Origin of the sequence: Bombella sp. ESL0380 (assembly GCF_009725805.1) — a bacterium.
GTDB classification, from domain to species: domain Bacteria; phylum Pseudomonadota; class Alphaproteobacteria; order Acetobacterales; family Acetobacteraceae; genus Bombella; species Bombella apis.
Window position 1 is genome coordinate 68108 of record NZ_WNIH01000008.1, and the last position, 18130, is coordinate 86237.

Annotated in this window: 18 protein-coding genes; 8 read left to right on the plus strand and 10 right to left on the minus strand. The window is 59.3% G+C overall.

Annotation, left to right across the window (positions count from 1 at the left end):
* Positions 1–27 precede the first annotated feature (27 nt).
* A complete protein-coding gene (locus GM608_RS08120) occupies positions 28–804 on the plus strand; it encodes an alpha/beta fold hydrolase (protein WP_086431577.1) in 777 nt (258 codons plus the stop codon).
* Positions 805–886: 82 nt separating this feature from the next.
* Here GM608_RS08120 and hisD read toward each other — a convergent pair whose 3' ends face one another.
* From hisD to gmk, 3 genes are read right to left on the minus strand one after another with little or no spacing between them, the layout of a single operon-like run.
* Entirely contained in the window at positions 887–2179 is a 1293-nt protein-coding gene (hisD, locus tag GM608_RS08125) for a histidinol dehydrogenase (protein ID WP_081562401.1), read from the minus strand.
* A complete protein-coding gene (hisG, locus tag GM608_RS08130) occupies positions 2179–2871 on the minus strand; it encodes an ATP phosphoribosyltransferase (protein WP_043559032.1) in 693 nt (230 codons plus the stop codon). Before hisG ends, hisD begins: the two co-directional genes overlap by 1 nt.
* Before the next feature lie 49 nt (positions 2872–2920).
* Positions 2921–3544, minus strand: coding sequence for a guanylate kinase (gene gmk / locus GM608_RS08135; protein ID WP_043559423.1), 624 nt, complete (start codon positions 3542–3544; stop codon positions 2921–2923).
* A gap of 256 nt (positions 3545–3800) precedes the next feature.
* Between gmk and pqqA the strand changes: the two genes are divergently transcribed.
* The 6 genes from pqqA to GM608_RS08165 all read left to right on the plus strand — a co-directional run bounded on the left by pqqA (position 3801) and on the right by GM608_RS08165 (position 8118).
* The gene (pqqA, locus tag GM608_RS08140; RefSeq protein ID WP_043559425.1) at positions 3801–3881 is read left to right on the plus strand and encodes a pyrroloquinoline quinone precursor peptide PqqA; all 81 of its coding nucleotides are present in this window, start codon (positions 3801–3803) and stop codon (positions 3879–3881) included.
* Positions 3882–4048: 167 nt separating this feature from the next.
* Positions 4049–4966 (plus strand): pyrroloquinoline quinone biosynthesis protein PqqB, encoded by a 918-nt coding sequence (gene pqqB / locus GM608_RS08145; protein ID WP_333645365.1) that lies wholly within the window; start codon positions 4049–4051, stop codon positions 4964–4966.
* Positions 4963–5694 (plus strand): pyrroloquinoline-quinone synthase PqqC, encoded by a 732-nt coding sequence (gene pqqC / locus GM608_RS08150; protein ID WP_333645366.1) that lies wholly within the window; start codon positions 4963–4965, stop codon positions 5692–5694. Before pqqB ends, pqqC begins: the two co-directional genes overlap by 4 nt.
* Positions 5695–5723: 29 nt before the next feature.
* The gene (gene pqqD / locus GM608_RS08155; protein ID WP_081562403.1) at positions 5724–6026 is read left to right on the plus strand and encodes a pyrroloquinoline quinone biosynthesis peptide chaperone PqqD; all 303 of its coding nucleotides are present in this window, start codon (positions 5724–5726) and stop codon (positions 6024–6026) included.
* A 20-nt stretch (positions 6027–6046) separates the two neighbouring features.
* Positions 6047–7153: a pyrroloquinoline quinone biosynthesis protein PqqE gene (gene pqqE, locus GM608_RS08160; RefSeq protein ID WP_081563322.1), complete on the plus strand. Its 1107-nt coding sequence runs from the start codon at positions 6047–6049 to the stop codon at positions 7151–7153.
* Positions 7154–7320: 167 nt separating this feature from the next.
* Positions 7321–8118 (plus strand): polyprenol monophosphomannose synthase, encoded by a 798-nt coding sequence (locus GM608_RS08165; RefSeq protein ID WP_333645367.1) that lies wholly within the window; start codon positions 7321–7323, stop codon positions 8116–8118.
* Between the two features lie 79 nt (positions 8119–8197).
* Here GM608_RS08165 and rfbD read toward each other — a convergent pair whose 3' ends face one another.
* The 6 genes from rfbD to GM608_RS08195 all read right to left on the minus strand — a co-directional run bounded on the left by rfbD (position 8198) and on the right by GM608_RS08195 (position 14835).
* Complete coding sequence (rfbD, locus tag GM608_RS08170) at positions 8198–9088, minus strand: dTDP-4-dehydrorhamnose reductase (RefSeq protein ID WP_081562404.1); 891 nt, start codon at positions 9086–9088, stop codon at positions 8198–8200.
* A 45-nt stretch (positions 9089–9133) separates the two neighbouring features.
* Positions 9134–9694 carry a dTDP-4-dehydrorhamnose 3,5-epimerase gene (rfbC, locus tag GM608_RS08175; RefSeq protein WP_333645368.1) on the minus strand — a complete coding sequence of 187 codons (561 nt, stop codon included), beginning with the start codon at positions 9692–9694 and terminating at the stop codon, positions 9134–9136.
* Between the two features lie 77 nt (positions 9695–9771).
* Positions 9772–10695 (minus strand): glucose-1-phosphate thymidylyltransferase RfbA, encoded by a 924-nt coding sequence (gene rfbA, locus GM608_RS08180; protein WP_227449732.1) that lies wholly within the window; start codon positions 10693–10695, stop codon positions 9772–9774.
* Positions 10692–11747 (minus strand): dTDP-glucose 4,6-dehydratase, encoded by a 1056-nt coding sequence (rfbB, locus tag GM608_RS08185; RefSeq protein WP_333645397.1) that lies wholly within the window; start codon positions 11745–11747, stop codon positions 10692–10694. Before rfbB ends, rfbA begins: the two co-directional genes overlap by 4 nt.
* Before the next feature lie 189 nt (positions 11748–11936).
* Entirely contained in the window at positions 11937–13349 is a 1413-nt protein-coding gene (locus GM608_RS08190; RefSeq protein ID WP_192848695.1) for a mannose-1-phosphate guanylyltransferase/mannose-6-phosphate isomerase, read from the minus strand.
* Between the two features lie 136 nt (positions 13350–13485).
* On the minus strand, positions 13486–14835 hold the full coding sequence (locus tag GM608_RS08195; protein ID WP_333645369.1) for a hypothetical protein: 1350 nt from the start codon (positions 14833–14835) through the stop codon (positions 13486–13488).
* Between the two features lie 285 nt (positions 14836–15120).
* Here GM608_RS08195 and GM608_RS08200 point away from each other — a divergent pair, with 285 nt between their 5' ends.
* Positions 15121–16614, plus strand: a complete 1494-nt coding sequence (locus tag GM608_RS08200; protein ID WP_248630741.1) for a glycosyltransferase family 39 protein — start codon at positions 15121–15123, stop codon at positions 16612–16614.
* A gap of 95 nt (positions 16615–16709) precedes the next feature.
* Here the strand turns inward: GM608_RS08200 and GM608_RS08205 are convergent, their stop codons facing one another.
* The gene (locus tag GM608_RS08205; protein WP_248630740.1) at positions 16710–18122 is read right to left on the minus strand and encodes a hypothetical protein; all 1413 of its coding nucleotides are present in this window, start codon (positions 18120–18122) and stop codon (positions 16710–16712) included.
* Positions 18123–18130 lie beyond the last annotated feature (8 nt).

An 18130-nucleotide genomic window follows, 5' to 3' on the forward strand; every position in this document is an offset into this window, starting at 1 on the left:
TTTTCAGTCCGTTAAAGAGTTACAGTCATGCAACTTGCTTCCCTTGTTCGCAATGAGACGGGTGTGGACAATGCACCGACAGTTGTCATGCTTCATGGGGTTTTTGGGCGGGCCCGCAACCTCGGCATTCTCCAGAGAGCCTTGAGTCCCTATTTCAACACGGTTGCGTTTGATCTCCGATGCCATGGCGACAGCCCCCATGCGCCCATTTCCTACCCGGAAATGGCCAAGGACGTGCTGGAAAGCATGGATGCCCTGGGCATTGAAGACGCCTACATCGTGGGGCACTCCATGGGCGGCAAGACGGCCATGGCCACGGCGTTGACAGCACCGGAGCGCTTCAGGAAACTTCTGGTAGCGGACATTGCCCCGGACATCATGATCCACGGTCAGCACGATCTGGCGCAGCAGCTGTACCACACGCCGCTCCCGGCCCTGAACAGCCATGCCGAAATCCGCAAGTTCCTTCATGACCTGACAGAAGACCCTTCCGTTGGCGAGCTGATCGCCCAGCACATCACGCCCGGCAACCCGGCCCGGTGGAACATCGGCGTGACGGACATCGTCGCCAGCTTCCCCGTCATCCAGTCCTGGCCGGATGTCTTCAAGGGCAAGACATGGGACGGTCCGGCCCTGTTCATCCGGGGCGGAAACTCTCCCTACATCAAGCCGCAGCATCATGATGTCATCCGGAGTTACTTCCCCCAGGCGGACATCAAGACCATTCCCAACACCGGGCACTGGCTGCATGTGGAAGACCCGACCAGCTTCAACAGCCTGATGCTGGAGTTCCTGCGGGGCTGAGCACGGCCTTCCTCCAGCCCGGAACGAAAAAGGGCCGCTCCCATGCCGGGGCGGCCCTTTCTTCATGACAGGGTCTCCTGCCTCACCCCTGCTTCAGACGTTCCGACAGGCTCATGGCATGGGCGTCCAGCCCTTCCTCCCGGGCAAGAATCACACCGGCGGGGCCGACCTTCTTCAGCCCCTCCATATCCGTCTCGATGGATGTTGTCCGCTTCAGGAAGTCATAGACGGAAAGACCGGAGGCAAAACGGGCTGTGCGGCTGGTCGGCAGGACATGGTTGGGACCACCGACATAATCCCCGACCGCCTCCGGGCAGAACCGCCCCATGAAGATCGCCCCAGCGTGACGGACCTTCCTGCTGAAGGCTCTCGGGTCATCCAGCAGGACCTCCAGATGTTCAGGGGCAAATTCGTTTACCACCTCGGCCGCCTCATCTTCCGACCGGACAATCACGACTGCTCCACAATCCTCCCAGCTCCTGCGCGCGATCTTCGCCCGGGGGAGTGTTTTCAGTTCTTCTTCCACTGCCACAATGACCCTGTCGGCAAAGGCTTCATCCTGCGTGATCAGGACGGACTGCGCCTGCTCGTCATGTTCTGCCTGTGCCAGAAGATCAATCGCTACCAGACGGGGATCATTGCTGCCATCTGCCACCACCACGACCTCGGACGGACCAGCAATGCTGTCGATTCCCACATGGCCGAACACCTGCCGCTTGGCTTCCGCCACAAAGGCGTTGCCCGGCCCCACGATGCGGTCCACCGGGGCGATGCTCTGCGTGCCATAGGCCAGGGCACCCACGGCCTGCGCCCCGCCAATGCGGTAAATCTCCGTCACGCCACAAAGCCGGGCCGCCTCCATGACCAGCGGATTCAGCACGCCATCCGGTGTCGGCACGCACATGGCCAGCCGTCTGACACCAGCCACATGAGCCGGAAGGGCGTTCATCAGCACGGAGGACGGATAGGCCGCCTTGCCACCGGGCACGTAGAGGCCGGCGGCATCCAGTGCCGTCCAGCGCATCCCCAGCCGCAGCCCGGCATCATCCGTATAATCGAGGTCCCTGGGCAGCTGGGCCTCATGAAACGCCCGGATGCGCTCTGCCGCCAGGGCAAGGGCCTCCTTCGTCTCCGGGGCAACACGGTCTGCCGTCTCCCTGATCTCCGCCTCACTGATGCGCAGCTGGTCGGGGGTCAGGGCCAGCCGGTCGAACCGCTCCGTATAGTCACAGAGAGCTTCATCGCCCCGTTTCTGCACGTCGGCCAGAATGGCCCGTACCGGCTCCGCCACGGAGCCGCTCTGCTCACCACGGCGGGCCAGAACGGCCTTCAGCTCCGTTGCGAACTGCGGGGATGTCGTATTCAGACGTTTCATCAGATGGACTCTCCCTTCCGGGCAGACTGGGCAACGGCAGACCGGAACCGTTCGATCAGGCTGCCAACTTCCTCGGGGCGGGTCTTCAGGGCGATGCGGTTCACGATCAGGCGGCTGGTCACATGGGCGATGGTTTCCACCTCTTCCAGCCCATTGGCCCGCAGGGTGGAGCCTGTATCCACAAGGTCCACGATCACGTCGGCCATATCCAGCGCCGGGGCCAGCTCCATCGCCCCATGCAGATGCACGATCTCGGCATTGATGGCGCGGGAAGCGAAATGGCGGCGGGCAATGGCCGGATATTTGGTCGCCACCCGCAGCCGGGACCGTCCTTCCGGCGGCTCTTCATCCCCGCTTCCCTTCGGGCGGGCCACGGCGATGCGGCACCCGCCAATGCCAAGGTCCAGCGGTGCATAGAGATCGGGATAATCGAACTCCATCAGGACATCCGCCCCGCAGACACCAATATCAGCCCCACCATAGGCCACGAAGGTTGCCACATCGAAGGACCGGACCCGCACGACATCCAGCCCCGGCTCGGACGTGGGAAAACGGAGGCGGCGGCTGCTCTCATCGAGACAGTCCTGCGCCGGTTCAAACCCCGTATGATGCAGGACAGGACGTAGGGCCTTGAGGATCCGCCCCTTGGGGAGGGCCAGAATAAGCGGCGTCTTCGCCTGCATATCAGTCATCAGTAAGCTCCTGCTTGCAACATACGGGGCCAGCTTATCAGAGCCGCTTTCAGCCCGCTACTGGCCAGAGGGCGGCAACATCCCGGCGGCGGGCACGGGCCAGACGGCTGGCCGACAGCACGGCCCGTGCCTCTTCCACAGCCCGGTCCAGATCATCATTGACCAGAACGTAGTCAAACTCCGGCCAGTGCGAAATCTCGCTCATGGCGGCCTTCATGCGGGAGGCGATTTCCTCCTCACTGTCCGAGTTCCGCCCACGCAGGCGGGACTCCAGCTCTTCCAGCGAGGGAGGCAGGACGAACAGCCCCACCACATCATCCGGCATGGCCCGGCGCATCAGGCGGCAGCCCTGCCAGTCAATGTCCAGAATCACGTCACGCCCGGCGGCAAGAGCTTCCTCCAGCGGCGCACGGGGAGTGCCGTACCCACGGCCGAATACCTCTGCCCACTCCAGCAGCTCACCATTGGCCGCCATGTGGCGGAATGTTTCCAGATCACGGAAGTAATAATGAACGCCCTCTTCCTCACCGGGGCGGGGGGAGCGGGTCGTGACGGACACGGACGTGAAGATGGTCGGGTCAGCCTTGCGGAGAGCCTGCGCTATGGTGGATTTTCCCGCCCCTGATGGTGCCGAAATTACCAGACACACGCCCCGTCGTGACTGCTCAACCATACCCTGCCTCATCTGCTTCCCTGTTCTGCCGTCTGGATGGCCTGCCCATCCACGGCCTCCGTTCCTGCCAGAAAAACACCTCCTTTGCCAGCAGAGGCCCGCTGTCACCCCACCGCATGGCCGGAATACCGTCAGGCCCGGGCTGCCTCTCATGTTTCTTCTGGCATTTCCGGCTGTTTCTGCTCTATCCTGCCTTGGCAGGTTCGTTTCCTGTCCGGGACACGGCCTGTATTGACCATAAAAAAGGAGTCCCATCATGGCATGGAACACACCGAAAGTAACCGAGATCCCTCTGGGCGGCGAAATCAACTCCTATGTCTGCGGCGAGAAGAAGTAATCTCCGCACGGGCATATGCGTGACAGGGAGGTGTTGGCAGACATGCCTGACCTCCCTGTTTCCGCACCTGATGGATCGGCGGGGCAGGTCCGTAGCCTGAGAGCGCCGCAGGTGCATAACACGGACACAACCAGCTGCTGCACTGCTGGGGAAAGGTGGTCTCTGTCGTGCTTGATGTCATTATTCTGGGCGCCGGTGCCGGTGGCGGTTTCCCGCAATGGAACTCCGCTGCACCGGGCTGCCTTCAGGCCCGTGAGGGCAGAAAAGCCAAGCCTCGCACGCAGGCCTCTCTGGCCGTCAGCGGTGATGGGGTTCACTGGTTCCTGCTCAATGCCTCACCGGACCTGCGCCAGCAGATTCTCGCCACCCCGGCCCTCCAGCAGCATGGCAGTACCCGTGGGACGCCGATCCAGGGGGTCATTCTTGCAGGGGCGGAAATTGATGCGATTACCGGCCTGCTGACCCTGCGGGAACGAGAACCCTTCACTCTGATGGGCAGCCCGTCTACCCTGGCCCAGCTGGACCGCAATCCCATTTTTGAGGCGCTGGACCGCAGCATCATTCCCCGCATCGCCCTTTCGGAAGGCACAACGGTGCCACTTCTCCTGAAAAACGGAGCCCCATCTGGCCTTGTGCTGGAAGTTTTCACCGTTCCCGGCAAGGCGCCCCTTTATGCCGAGGCGGAAGGCACAAAGCCTGACGACACGCTGGGTCTCTCCATCTCCGATGGACAAAAGACCATGCTCTTCGTCCCCGGCTGTGCCGAGATCACGCAGGCCCTGAAGGACCGTGCCAGCCGGGCTGACCTGCTCTTTTTTGACGGGACGCTCTGGCAGGATGACGAGATGATCCGCACGGGCCTCAGCCCCAAGAGCGGGCACCGCATGGGGCATGTCTCCATGAATGAAACAGACGGCCCGCTCCGACAGTTTGCTACCTGTACAAGGCCGAAGAAATTCTTCGTCCATATCAACAATTCCAATCCTGTCCTCCTGGAAGACAGCCCCCAGCGTCAGGCAGCCGAGCAGGCGGGCTGGGTCATTGGTGAAGACGGGATGAGACTCAAGACCGAGGGACCGTCATGAACACTCTCCTTTCTCCTGACGAGCTGGAAGCCCGCCTCCGTGCTATCGGGGCGGAGCGCTATCACCGCCAGCACCCGCTTCACAAAGCCATGTATGAAGGCAGGCTGACCAAGGGTCAGCTACAGGCATGGGCCCTGAACCGCTATTATTATCAGGCCCAGATCCCCCGGAAGGATGCCACCCTGCTCGCCCGCCTGCCCACGACGGAGCTGCGCCGTGAATGGCGCCGCCGGATTGAAGACCATGACGGTACAGCCGAAAGCCCCGGCGGCATTGCCCGCTGGCTGAAGCTGACCAACGGCCTGGGGCTTGATGATGACTATGTGACGAGCCTGAAGGGCCTGCTGCCTGCCACGCTGTTTGCCGTGGATGCCTACGTGGCCTTCGTGCGGGACCGCTCCATCCTGGCGGCCATTGCCTCCTCCCTGACAGAACTCTTCTCACCGACCATCATCGGGGAACGCATGGAGGGGATGCTCCGCAACTATCCCTACATCTCAGAAGATACGCTGGCCTACTTCAAACCCCGCCTGACACAGGCCCCGCAGGATTCCACCTTTGCGCTGAATTACGTCAAGGAACATGCCCGCACGCCGGAGCAGCAGCGGGAGGTCCTCGGTGCACTGGAGTTCAAATGCGCCATCCTCTGGCAGCTGCTTGATGCTCTGGACCATGCCTATGTGGCAGGCCATGTTCCGCCCGGTGCGTTCGTCCCTGAAACACCCTGATTCCTCTCTTGCCCGTCTGAAAGCTGTCCATGTCCTCCCCATTGCCCACGCCACCTGTCAGAGTGACTGAAGATGACTGTCCCGGTTTCAGCCGGGGTTACCGCCTCCAGCATGACAGGGTGCGGGAGCAATGGGTGATCCAGGCCCCCGAGCGGGCCCTGCTGGCAGACCCCATTGCTGTTGCCATCCTCCAGGAGCTGGATGGACAGACCCGTCTCGGTACGGTCATCGACCGGCTGGCAGCACGCTACGAGGCCCCCAGGGAACAGATTGCCACGGATGTGCTCGCCCTGCTCTCCGAGTTGACGGAGAAGAGGATTCTCCGGCTGTGAGCGGGACACCAGACAGCCCCATGACAGACGGAACCTCCACGCCTCCCCCGGCTCCCATGAGCCTGCTGGCCGAGCTGACACACCGCTGCCCGCTCTCCTGCCCCTACTGTTCCAACCCTGTGGAGCTGGAGCGCAAGGCACAGGAACTTGGCACGGAAGACTGGCTGCGTGTGCTGGAGGAGGCTGCCGGAATGGGCGTCCTTCAGGTCCATTTCTCTGGCGGGGAGCCCATGGCCCGCCCGGACCTCTACACCCTCATCTCCCATGCCCACAGGCTGAACCTCTATACCAACCTGATCACGTCTGGTGTTCTCATCACACCTGAGACCATGAAACGGCTTGATGAAAGCGGGCTGGACCATGTGCAGCTCTCCTTTCAGGATACCGATGGACCAGAAGCGGACCGGCTGAGCGATTTTAAAAGCGTCCAGCCCCGCAAGCTGGAGGCAGCCCGCCTCATCACGCAGGCCGGCATCCCCCTGACGCTGAACTTCGTACTGCAGAAGGCCAACATTTCCCGCATTCCTGCCATGTTTGCTCTCGCCCGCCAGCTTGATGCCCAGCGTGTCGAGATGGCCCATACCCAGTATTATGGCTGGGCCCTGAAAAACCGGGCAGCCCTGCTACCATCCCGCACACAGCTGGAAGAGGCGGGCCGCCATGTCGAGGCCGAAATGGCAAAAGGCGGGCTGGCCATTGATTATGTCACGCCAGATTATTATGCCGAACGCCCCAAACCCTGCATGGGGGGCTGGGGGCAACGCTTTCTCAACGTCTCACCCTCCGGCCATGTCCTGCCCTGCCATGCAGCGGAAACAATCCCCTCCCTGCACTTCGACAATGTGCGGGATCATTCACTCAGCCATATCTGGTACCACTCACAGGCTTTCACCCTCTTCCGGGGAACTGACTGGATGCCGGAGCCCTGTGCCTCCTGCGCCCGCAAGGAAATTGACTGGGGCGGATGCCGCTGCCAGGCACTGGCCCTGCTCGGAGATGCCTCCCAGACCGACCCTGTCTGCTCCCTCTCTCCCCATCGCCACCTGATTGATGACGCCATTGCAGAAGCAGAACAGACTGACGAACAGGCGTTCATCTATCGTCGTATGGGCCAAAAGACTTTCTGAACAGCCCCCTGTCTCCAGAAGCACCAGAACTTCATTTACACATCTGAAATAATGGGAAGCAGTTCCATTAACAAGATATTATGACATCCCACACGGGCAGGGTCATTACCTTGCGCTCACCTGTCATCCCCCTTATTAGTGGACATCCCCCTCACATGGAATCTGCTATGACCGCCCCTGAGATCAGCATCATCATCCCATGCTACAATGAGGTCGAGAACGTTGTCCCCGTCGTAGATGCTCTGGAGACCGTCCTGAGTGGCATGACATGGGAGGTTGTCTTCGTGGATGACAACTCCCCCGATGGCACGATGGAAGCTGTCCGCCAGCTGGCCCAGAAGAAACCCTACGTGCGGGGGCTGCTGCGTATTGGTCGGCGAGGGCTGTCCTCCGCCGTGATTGAAGGGGCCCTCAGCGTGTCTGCTCCCCTGATTGCTGTCATGGACGGCGATCTCCAGCATGATGAAGGCTGTCTGCCCCACATGATTGCCGCCCTGCGGGATGGTCGGGCAGATATCGCCGTTGCCAGCCGGCACATCACGGGTGGCAGCAATGAGGGGCTTTCCAGCGTCTGGCGCCGCTTTCTCTCCAATACCGGCATCTGGACAGCCCGCCAGCTTCTCAATGTCCCCCTGACAGACCCGATGAGCGGCTTTTTTGCCATGCGGCGTTCCGTCTTCATGGACCGTGCCTCCCGTCTGGATGGCACAGGCTTCAAAATCCTTCTGGACATCATGATCGCCCGGCCTGAACCTCTGCGGGTTCAGGAAATTCCCATGAATTTCCGGGACAGGGCCCATGGGGAAAGCAAGCTGGATTCTGGCGTCATGCTCTCCTTTGCACGGATGCTGACCAAACACAGCTTCCGCCGTCGTCCCCGGCTGACCTATGGCACGACAGCTCTTGCGGGTGCCGGGCTCTTCTGGGCTGGATGGCGCCTGCTGTCCCGCAAACGATCAGCCTGATTCACAGCGCCCCCGCTGATATGAAAAAAGGCCGCCCCATTGGGAACGGCCTTTTTTCATCCCCTTCGGCAGGGCCTCTTCAGGCCTCAGGCTTCAGCAGGGTTCTGACTGTCCGGGCCACACTGTCACGCCAGTCTGGCATTTTCTGCCCGAAAACACGCTCCAGCCTGCCATTGTCCAGGCGGGAATCCGCCGGGCGGGCCGCCGGTGTGGGCCAGTCTGCCGTAGTGATGGCCTCTACCTTCGGCATGGGCTGGCCATGACGGGCGGCTTCCTCCAGAGCGTGGCAGGCAAGCTCATGCCATGTGGCCTCACCAGCGCCCGTGGCATGATAAATACCAGCATAGGAATCCTGCCAGCCTGTCTGTCTGATCGTCCCGATGATGCCCAGAATCACAGCGGCCAGATCATCGGACGAGGTCGGGTTTCCCCGCTGATCCCCCACCACACGCAGGTGGGGATTCTTTGCCCCCGCATTCAGCATCGTCTTGACGAAATTCTTGCCATGAGCGGAGTAGACCCATGCCGTCCGCAGGATGATGCTCTGGGGCTGCGCCTTCAGAACAGCCGTCTCCCCATCAGCCTTGGTCCGCCCATAAACCGTGACAGGATTGATCGGATCACTCTCCAGATAGGGCGCTCCCTTCCGGCCATCAAAAACATAATCCGTCGAGACGTGAATGAACGGAATCCCCCGGCGGGCAGCCTCCTCAGCCAGACGGGCCGGGCCAGCATGGTTGCCCTGCCGGGCCCCTTCCTGTTCCGTTTCAGCCAGATCGACCGCCGTCCAGGCCGCCGCATTGACAATAATATCAGGCTGGTACGTCTCAATGGCCGCAGCCAATGTCTCCGGGGCTGCAAAATCCACCTCCGGGCGGCCAACGGTCACGACATGCTTCCCGCCCTGATCTCTCAAGGATGTGGCAAGCTGGCCTGTCCGGCCGATCACAAGAATGGAAGGCTTCGTCATGATGAAGACCCTTTCATGCCAGAAAACACGTAGCCCGCACGGGACTCACCGGTACTCGAACCACCCCTTGGCAGCCTCGAAGGAAGGGGCTTCCAGGTCTTTCTCCGAGAGAACAACCTCCCCCGGGGCCACCGGCCAGTCGATCCCGATCTGGCTGCAATCCCAGCGCACGGACCGCTCGGATGCCTTGTCATAAAAACCGGTGCATTTGTACTGCACCTCGGTATTTTCCTCCAACGTGACAAAACCATGCAGGAACCCGACAGGCAGCCAGAGCTGGGACCAGTTTTCAGCCGACAGTTCAACACCGACCCACTGGCCGTAAGTCGGTGAGCCAGTGCGTGCATCTACCGCCACGTCCCAGATGGCCCCCCGTGTCACCCGCACCAGCTTGCCTTGCCCATGAGGGGCCAGCTGGCAGTGCAGCCCACGCACCACACCCTTCTGACGGGACAGACTCTGGTTGTCCTGCACGAACGTATCAGGAATGCCAGCCGCAGCCATGCTCTTCTGATTGTATGTCTCGGAGAAGAACCCTCGATTATCCCCAAAACGGGCCGGCGTCACCTTCACGATGCCGGGCAGGGACAGTGCCTCAACCTTCATCTCGTCATCTCCTCATCTCTCTGTTTCATGGCCCGATACAGGAGCCTCCCGGACGGGCAGAACCAGGGCAGGCAGCCTCACACCACTACCGGCCCACTCTCTGCTGCCACATAAAGCAGCATTTGCCCAAGCGGCGTTTTCTTCATCCTGGTGCCTGTCTCCAGAAGCTGCGCATGGGAGATGAATCCCATGCGATAGGCTGCCTCCGTTGGTGAACCAACCAGCAGCCCCTGCCGGGACTGGATGGCCTGCACAAACGTACCGGCCTGCATCAGGCTGTCCGGTGTTCCAGCATCCAGCCACGCACACCCACGGGCCAGCCGGTCCACCTCCAGCGTTCCTTCCTCCAGATAGATGCGGTTCAGATCCGTGATCTCCAGTTCACCACGATCACTGGGACGCACCCGACGGGCAAAGTCGCACACCCGCCCATCATAGAAATACAGCCCTGTCACCGCCCACTGGGAGGGAGGTGTGACCGGTTTTTCAATAATATCAAGCGCCCGCCCAGCCTCATCGAATGCCACAACGCCATAACGCTCCGGGTCCCGCACCTGATAGGCGAATACCGTCGCACCATGAGACCGCTGTGTGGCATCCCGCAACATATGTCGCAGCCCATCAGCAAAAATGAGGTTGTCCCCCAGAATCAGGGCACAAGGCGCACCATTGATCCAGTCTTCGGCAATATGAAAAGCCTGTGCAATCCCCTCCGGCTTCGGCTGGACACGATAGGTGAAAGTCACGCCAAACTGCTCACCCGTGCCCAGCAGACGCTGGAACTGCGCCTGATCATCCGGCGTGGTGATAATCATGATATCCCGTATCCCTGCCAGGATCAGGGTCGTCAGCGGATAATAGATCATCGGCTTGTCATAGACAGGCAGAAGCTGCTTGGAGACAGCCAGCGTCATCGGGTACAGGCGCGTCCCGGACCCACCGGACAGCAGGATACCCTTTGTTGGCGGTTGGTCAGTCGTTTCTTTCAGCATACCCGTCATGCCTCAGCTCCCAGTCTCCGGCCATCGTACCGCTGGCGGCGCAGGCGCTGCCACCATGCCCTGTTATCCAGATACCACTGGACAGTCCTGCGCAGGCCTGTCTCGAAATCGTGCTCCGCCTCCCAGTCGAGACAGCGCTCGGCATGGCTGGGATCAATCTCATACCGGAAGTCATGCCCCGGCCTGTCACTGACAAAAGTGATCAGCCGCTCCCTCGGGCCGGCCGGGTCCGGCTCCAGCTCATCCAGCAGGGCGCATATCCTGCGCACAACCTCCAGATTGCTACGGGGCTGCCTGGCCCCGATGGCGTAAGTCTCACCCGGTCTGCCATGCTCCACAGCCCGGACCAGTGCCCTGGCGTGATCCTCCACAAAGAGCCAGTCCCGCAGATTCTCGCCCTTGCCGTAAACAGGCAGGGGCTTGCCCTCCAGCGCATTGATGATCATGAGCGGGATCAGTTTTTCCGGGAAATGCCAAGGCCCGTAATTGTTGGTCGTGTTCGTCACGAAGGCCGGAAAACCATAGGTATGGTACCAGGCCCGCACCAGATGGTCGGAAGCCGCCTTGCTGGCCGAATACGGGCTGCGGGGATCGTAGGCCGTCTCCTCCGTAAAAGGAGGATCCTCCGGTGACAGATGACCGAAAACCTCGTCCGTCGAGATGTGAAGAAACCGGAATCCAGCCTTCTTCGCCCCATCCAGCCCCATCCAGTACCGGCGGGCTACATCCAGCAGACAATACGTCCCCACGATGTTGGTCTGAATGAAGGCACCCGGCCCCTCGATGGAGCGGTCAACATGACTCTCTGCTGCCAGATGCATGATGGCATCCGGCTGGAACTCTGCCAGAGCCTTCTCCACGGCTGGCTGGTCATTGATGGAAATACGCACATGACGGTAGCGTGGATCGAACGCCACGGCAGCCACCGTCTCCTCGGAGGCTGCATAGGTCATGCAGTCCACATTGAGAACCTGATGGCTGGTCCCCTCCATGAGGTGCCGCACGACAGCGGACCCTATGAAGCCGCATCCACCTGTTACCGCAACCCTCATCATGCCTCCTCATCCATCAATCTGTCGGGGGAACTTTACCCAAAAGCCCCCCACTGCCGACAATATTCCCGCTACCCTCTGTTCATAATAAACATATCAGGCAAAAAAACGGTTTCCATTCCTGAAAGTCCACCCGATACATGGGCCACATGTCCGGGCTCCTGCCAGTAATAGTAACGATGATGGCACCTACCGCTGATACACGTCATCCAGACGGACGATGTCATCCTCTCCCAGATAAGGGCCGGACTGCACCTCGATCAGCGTGACAGGGATGCGACCCGGATTCTCCAGCCTGTGTACGCAGCCAAGCGGCAGATAGATGCTCTCATTCTCCCGCACCGTGATCTGCTCGTCATCCCGTGTCACGAGGGCCGTACCCGCCACGACAACCCAGTGCTCCGAACGGTGGAAGTGCTTCTGGAGGGACAATTTCTCCCCGGGACTGACATGGATCCTCTTCACCTGGAAACGGTCCCCCTGGATGAGACTCTCATAGAATCCCCATGGGCGGTACATGCGGACATGCTGTTCCGCCTCCGTATGGCCCTCATCCCGCAGGCGTGACACCATGTGCTTGATGTCCTGCGCCCGCTCCCGATGTGACACCATGACGGCATCCCCCGTCACGATGATGATGAGATCATCCACACCGGTCACGGTCGCCACGATGCCATCGGACTTGACGTAACAGTTCCGGGCACGGTCCAGAAACACGTTGCCCTGTACGGCATTACCGTTTTCATCTTTGGGGGTCAGCTCCCAGACGGCATCCCAGCTGCCGACATCCATCCAGGAGAAACTGGACGGTACGACTGCGGCACGATCCGTCCGCTCCGCCACGGCATAATCCACGGAAATGGATGGGGCACGGGAGAAAGTTTCTCCGGCCAGCTGAACAAAGCCAAGGTCGCAGCTGGTTTCCTGCACTGCACGGGACACGGCCTCATGAATGGCCGGTTCGTATTTTTTCAGTTCCTCAAGGAAGACACGGGCACGGGCCACAAACATTCCCGAGTTCCAGAGATGCTGCCCATCACTGGCAAGGACCTTGGCCCTTTCGGCATCCGGCTTCTCCAGAAAACGGGCAATGTGATAGGCATTCTCCTGCCCATCCAGGAGGGGGCCCTGCTGGATGTATCCATAGCCCGTTTCTGCCCGGTTCGGCCGGATGCCAAAGGTCACGATATAATCCTGCCGGGCGGCCTCACAGGCCTGCTCCAGCGCCTGCTTCAGCGCTTCCTGCCCCTCTATGGCAGCATCGGCTGGCATGAACCAGAGAATGGCCTCCTCGTCCTGCCGGGCCTGCCAGAAAGCGGCAGCAGCCATGGCAGCAGCAGAATTGCGGGCAACCGGTTCAAGAATGATACTCGCTGCCTCGATGCCTGTCTGCCGCAGCTGCTCAGCCATGATGAAGCGATGCTCACGATTCCCCACCACAATGGGGGCGGCCTCCAGCCCAAGCGCCCGTGTCCGCTGCACAGTTTCCTGAAACGGCGTGTCCCCGCTCAGCAAAGCACAGAACTGCTTGGGATAGCTCTTGCGAGAGACCGGCCAAAGTCGTGTTCCGGACCCACCGGAGAGAACAACAGGAACAATCATCGCACACCTTTCCAGCACAGGCTGTCATCCAGCCTCTGGTCATAAAAATCATGTGAGCCGCCACGATACCATGTTCATGAGGCTACCGGATAGAGCACCGCCATGCTACCGTCACAATTCTGGCAGCTTCCCTGCCTCAGTGGACGTATCCGAGAAGAATCAGCTCACCATTATCCATGACTGGCCGATAGCCAGCCTTCGCCAGCCAGCTATCCACGGTGAGATTGCCGCTGCTGTAATGGGCCGAGGTACCGTAAAGCTGCACAAGGGAAAACCGGTGCTGGGCGATCACGTTCCGCAGGGCCACAATATCCTGATTTTTCTTCAGCGCCTGTGAAAGATTGAACCCATCAATGGCATCACGGCTATTCGCCCAGTAGCACAGGGCCATATCCGTACAGAGCAGGGATGTGCTGTGCATCTTCAGCGCCTGTATGTAGGTCTGCCACTCACGGTCTTTCAGACTGACCGTCTGGACCTGCCTGTAAGAAGTCACCCCCCACAGCGGCAGCAGGAACAGCAGGGGCAGGCTCATCACGCAGCAGGCCCGGACAAAGCGCCGCTTCTGCTCCGGCCCCTCTGGAAGACGGGCCAGCCCGATCCCGCACAACAGGGTCGCCGCCACAAAGGCATCAAACATGCAATTGTAATCAACACCTTCGCCCAGCGATTCAAGACAGCCAAACAGACAGCCAAACGCCAGAAACAACCCCACCAGACAGGCCGGGTCCTGCCATTTCAGGGAGCGCCATTGCCGGAAGAAGAGCCCAAGCCCGACCAGAAGCATCCCCCCCATGAGGGGCAGCTGCCGCAGGCCATGAATGACCCGTCCCAACCGGATGACCCGCTGATGGAGAAAAACATCCCGGAAAAAACTGACCCCGTAAACCTCGTAGCAGCTGGCAAACCCGACCAGCAGCAGCCCGGCCGCCATCATGCCCCAGAGGACGGCTTTCTTCAGGTCGATGCAGAGCAGCCAGACAGACAGGGCCAGCGGCAAGGCCACGAGATTATGCTTGGTAAAGCCCCCCAGCACGATCAGGACAGCACAGAGAAACAGGCGCTGCCATGTCAGGTCAGCCACATTCCGGCTGACCGCCACGTACAGCCCCCCCAACATCAGGGCCTGGGCCAGCCATTGTGGGTCATTCATCCCGAAATAACCCTGAAAGGCTGTATTCGCCGTGACAAGGAACAGGGATGCCGTAGCCAGGGCCACCGGAAGTCTGCCTGTCACGACCTGGATGATGCGGACGATCAACACGGCCGATGCAAGAACGGACAGGCAGGACAGGATGCGGCCTGTAATGATGGCATCGAACCCGAGCCGGACCAGCCCGCCCATCAATACAAAAGAAAGAGGCGGGTAATTGTTGAAAACAAAACCCCGGTCCGATGAATAAAGCTGGTGATCTCCACCGGCTGTCCAGCTGGCCAGCTGGGCATTCCACCCCTCATTGACGTCCAGCGGGACATGATGGAACATGACAAGTACAGTCCGGAGACATGTCAGAAGAAACAGAACTGCCCAGGCCAGACACCAGGGCCATACAAAACTGTCCTCTTTTTTAGACATGAACGGATCCAACCCCTGAAAAAAACATCGCCTTATTCCTAACACTTCCTTTACAAAGGGCCCTGTAGCACAAAAAAATATAACGATTTACTGCCTGAAACAGCCAAATATATTTGACCCCATGCGTCCTGCGTATAGAATGCGTTCTCGTTTTCTTCTAAAGAAAATCGTCCTTATACTTAACTGGCCACCTGCATGTCATATAATTCACTCCGGGACCGCCTTGCCCGGTCACTGGACAGCAAGTACGTAGCGTACTCTCTACTGTTTGTCATGGCAATCCTGACCCGTTTCATGGTGTTCGGGAATCCCTTCATCTTCGCTGATGAAGAATTCTATATGCTTGTCGGTGGCAGAATGCTGCATGGCGAACTGCCCTATGTCGACATATGGGACAGAAAACCCATCGGCATCTTTCTGCTCTATGAACTTTTCCACCTTTTCGGTCCTTACCGCATCTGGGCCTATCAGGCCATTGCCCTGCTGAGTGCCTGGGCGACGTCCATCCTGTGCATGAAGGTCGCCCGCCTCATCGCCCCGGTCGGAGGGGCCCTCTGTGCTGGCTGTCTCTATCTGGTCTGGATTGCCAACTCACAGGGCTGCGGCGGCCAGACGCCCATCTTCTATAATCTGCTGGTCGTCTGGGCCATCCTGCTGGTCGCACGGTTCATGGCCGGGCAGGCCCGCCTCACCCTGTTCCAGACGGGAGCGGGAGTCATGCTGCTGTTTGGCATCGCTCTCCAGCTGAAAACATCTGTCGTTTTTGAAGGCATCTATGTCGGGCTGTTCCTGATGGGACTGACCTACCAGCAGGGCGGTACCCTGAAGCAGGTCATGGGCCATGCCATCATCTGGTGTGGGCTTGCCCTCGTGCCAACACTGGCTGTCATGCTGTTCTATGCGCTGGACGGCCACTTCCAGGAATGGTGGTTTGCCAACACCGTCTCCATCTTCCTGAAAAAACCCATCCCGGCTGCCTCTCTGCACCAGTGGTTGCATAATGTATACTGGTGCCTTGTCATGCTGGGCATCCTGCTCGGCACGACAGTCCTGCGCTTTCTCTTCAGAAAACAGACCGCCCACTGCCAGCCTCTCTCCCTTTTCCTTGGCGGGTGGGCATGGACAGCCTTTGCCGGTTTTGCCCTCTTCAACACCTTTACCAAACACTATTCCCTGCCCCTTTATCCGGCCTTTTTCATAACCGCAGCACCACTCTGGGCCTCCCCTTTCAGCCGTCTCTGGCTCGTGCTGCTGCTGGTATGGGGGGGCATCCGCACCTACGACACAGAAAAGAAGATCAACCGTGCCAGCGATCTTTCCACCCTGCGGCAGGCCGTCTCCCGTCTTTCATCCCCTGTCGGCTGTGTCTTCAATTACGACACGCCGGATATTCTGCTGGACAGTGTCCCTTATTGCCATCTGACACGCTTCCCCTTTTCGGCCCATCTCAGCGCCGATACGGAACGGGACGCTCTGGGCATCGACCCTGTGCAGGAGACCGAAGCCATACTGGCCCAGAAACCCCTCTACATTCTCCTCTCTGCCGACGATACCGAGCATGACATGTCCATCAACCGGGATACCTATGCTGTTCTCACAAGAGAGCTCAAACAGCATTATGAGATGATCTACGAACATCCCCCACGCTATGCCTTCAGCGGGTTCATAATCTACAGGAGGATCCGTTGATCCTCCCGCAGGCGCCATGATTGCAAAAGGCGGCTTCTCCCTCTCCCGGAGAAGCCGCCTTTTTTTGACCTTCAGGCAGGAGAACTCCCTGCTTTTCAGAAAACCCGATGGTAATAATAAGAAAAAATGCCGTCCTTGATGTACAGGTAGGCAGGGCCGAGCTCACTTTCCCCATACAGGAAAATATTGAGATTGGATGAGACAACACTGACAACCAGAAGGGCAACCAGAATCTTTTTCAGAGCCCGTACATCCTTCAGGTTGTTGTACAGATAGACACAGCCAAGCGTCCCGAGGAAAACGATATCCGGGTAGAATTCCGCCCGGTACCGGTAATTCATGCTGATGGCAATCATCATCAGGAAAGCCGGTATTGCCAAGGATACGGCGACAGAAGCAAGCGCTGCCCGATTGATGGGAAACACACGGCCCTTGCGGAGCAGCCCGACAATCAGCAGCGCACCACAGAGCAGCATGAAACCATCTGTCAGAAAGAAGCTGCTGGGTGGCAGCTCATTCGCATCAATCAGCCGCGTGAAACTATCCTGAAGAACGTAATGCCCGTCAGCCTTCTGGAAAATCCACACCGGTACAAAGAAATAGACAATCCCCAGATAGAATCTCTGAAGATTGAACAGCCCATAAGTTTTGGTCCGCATGATGCGGCTGGGAAACTCCACATTGTAGAGGTACAGGTCATAATTGGCGAAGGTAAGCGGATTGCCCCATCGTCTGTAATTCACATATGCCGTCACGATGATGGCCAGAACGGAGATGACTGTCGGCACGACGAGAGACAGCAGCGTGACGCCCTCATCCTTCGTCCTGAAGCTGCGGCACCATCTGTAAAAATGGATGATGAGAAAACAGAGCAGCGCCACATACAGCCCGATCCCCATCGAAACACGGGTCAACAGCGCACAGCCCGCCGCAACGGCCATGCAGACCCCACCATATCGCCAGTACTCCTTCTCGCAGAGGACACGGATGGCGCAGTACACAAACCATGAAGCGAAGGCCAGAGCCCAGAAGCAGACCTCCTGATACAGGCTGTGTTCAAAAAAACAGACCTGTTCACCCGAAAAAGCAAGGGCAATGGCCAGACAGAGCGAAACCCAGGACGTACCTCCAAGGTAACGCTCCGACACGAAACGCCATGTCCTGTAATTGAAAAACAGGATCATCAGCAGGGCCATGATGGATGAAAGACGGGTGATGTCCCAATGCAGCCCATTGGGGAACAGCAGGACTGGCAACCTCAGCAGGGAGGGGAAAATGCCCCAGTAGGCATACACTTTCCCATTCCGGAGGAAACCCTCCTCTTCCACGGTCTTCGGGTCCACATCAAAATGGCCATGCAGCATGTGATCGATCATGCTGTTGAAAGTCAGCCGCAGCCCACCGGGCCGGTATTCTATCGGCAGATGGGACCATGACAGAATACCCATGATGCTCCACACGATGGCGGCACACCATATGACCGTGGTCACGTTTTTCTTGCAGAACATCACAGCGC

What these genes read in the sequence shown, in the direction of transcription:
- GM608_RS08165 (WP_333645367.1), top strand. Translation starts at nt 7,321, where the DNA reads ATGACCGCCCCTGAGATCAGCATCATCATCCCATGCTACAATGAGGTC.
- GM608_RS08120 (WP_086431577.1), top strand. Translation starts at nt 28, where the DNA reads ATGCAACTTGCTTCCCTTGTTCGCAATGAGACGGGTGTGGACAATGCA.
- pqqC (WP_333645366.1), top strand. Translation starts at nt 4,963, where the DNA reads ATGAACACTCTCCTTTCTCCTGACGAGCTGGAAGCCCGCCTCCGTGCT.
- GM608_RS08200 (WP_248630741.1), top strand. Translation starts at nt 15,121, where the DNA reads ATGTCATATAATTCACTCCGGGACCGCCTTGCCCGGTCACTGGACAGC.
- GM608_RS08195 (WP_333645369.1), bottom strand. Translation starts at nt 14,835, where the DNA reads ATGTTCCATCATGTCCCGCTGGACGTCAATGAGGGGTGGAATGCCCAG.
- rfbB (WP_333645397.1), bottom strand. Translation starts at nt 11,747, where the DNA reads ATGAGGGTTGCGGTAACAGGTGGATGCGGCTTCATAGGGTCCGCTGTC.
- rfbC (WP_333645368.1), bottom strand. Translation starts at nt 9,694, where the DNA reads ATGAAGGTTGAGGCACTGTCCCTGCCCGGCATCGTGAAGGTGACGCCG.
- pqqE (WP_081563322.1), top strand. Translation starts at nt 6,047, where the DNA reads ATGACAGACGGAACCTCCACGCCTCCCCCGGCTCCCATGAGCCTGCTG.
- pqqD (WP_081562403.1), top strand. Translation starts at nt 5,724, where the DNA reads ATGTCCTCCCCATTGCCCACGCCACCTGTCAGAGTGACTGAAGATGAC.
- hisD (WP_081562401.1), bottom strand. Translation starts at nt 2,179, where the DNA reads ATGAAACGTCTGAATACGACATCCCCGCAGTTCGCAACGGAGCTGAAG.
- pqqA (WP_043559425.1), top strand. Translation starts at nt 3,801, where the DNA reads ATGGCATGGAACACACCGAAAGTAACCGAGATCCCTCTGGGCGGCGAA.
- hisG (WP_043559032.1), bottom strand. Translation starts at nt 2,871, where the DNA reads ATGACTGATATGCAGGCGAAGACGCCGCTTATTCTGGCCCTCCCCAAG.
- GM608_RS08190 (WP_192848695.1), bottom strand. Translation starts at nt 13,349, where the DNA reads ATGATTGTTCCTGTTGTTCTCTCCGGTGGGTCCGGAACACGACTTTGG.
- GM608_RS08205 (WP_248630740.1), bottom strand. Translation starts at nt 18,122, where the DNA reads ATGTTCTGCAAGAAAAACGTGACCACGGTCATATGGTGTGCCGCCATC.
- rfbA (WP_227449732.1), bottom strand. Translation starts at nt 10,695, where the DNA reads ATGACGGGTATGCTGAAAGAAACGACTGACCAACCGCCAACAAAGGGT.
- gmk (WP_043559423.1), bottom strand. Translation starts at nt 3,544, where the DNA reads ATGGTTGAGCAGTCACGACGGGGCGTGTGTCTGGTAATTTCGGCACCA.
- rfbD (WP_081562404.1), bottom strand. Translation starts at nt 9,088, where the DNA reads ATGACGAAGCCTTCCATTCTTGTGATCGGCCGGACAGGCCAGCTTGCC.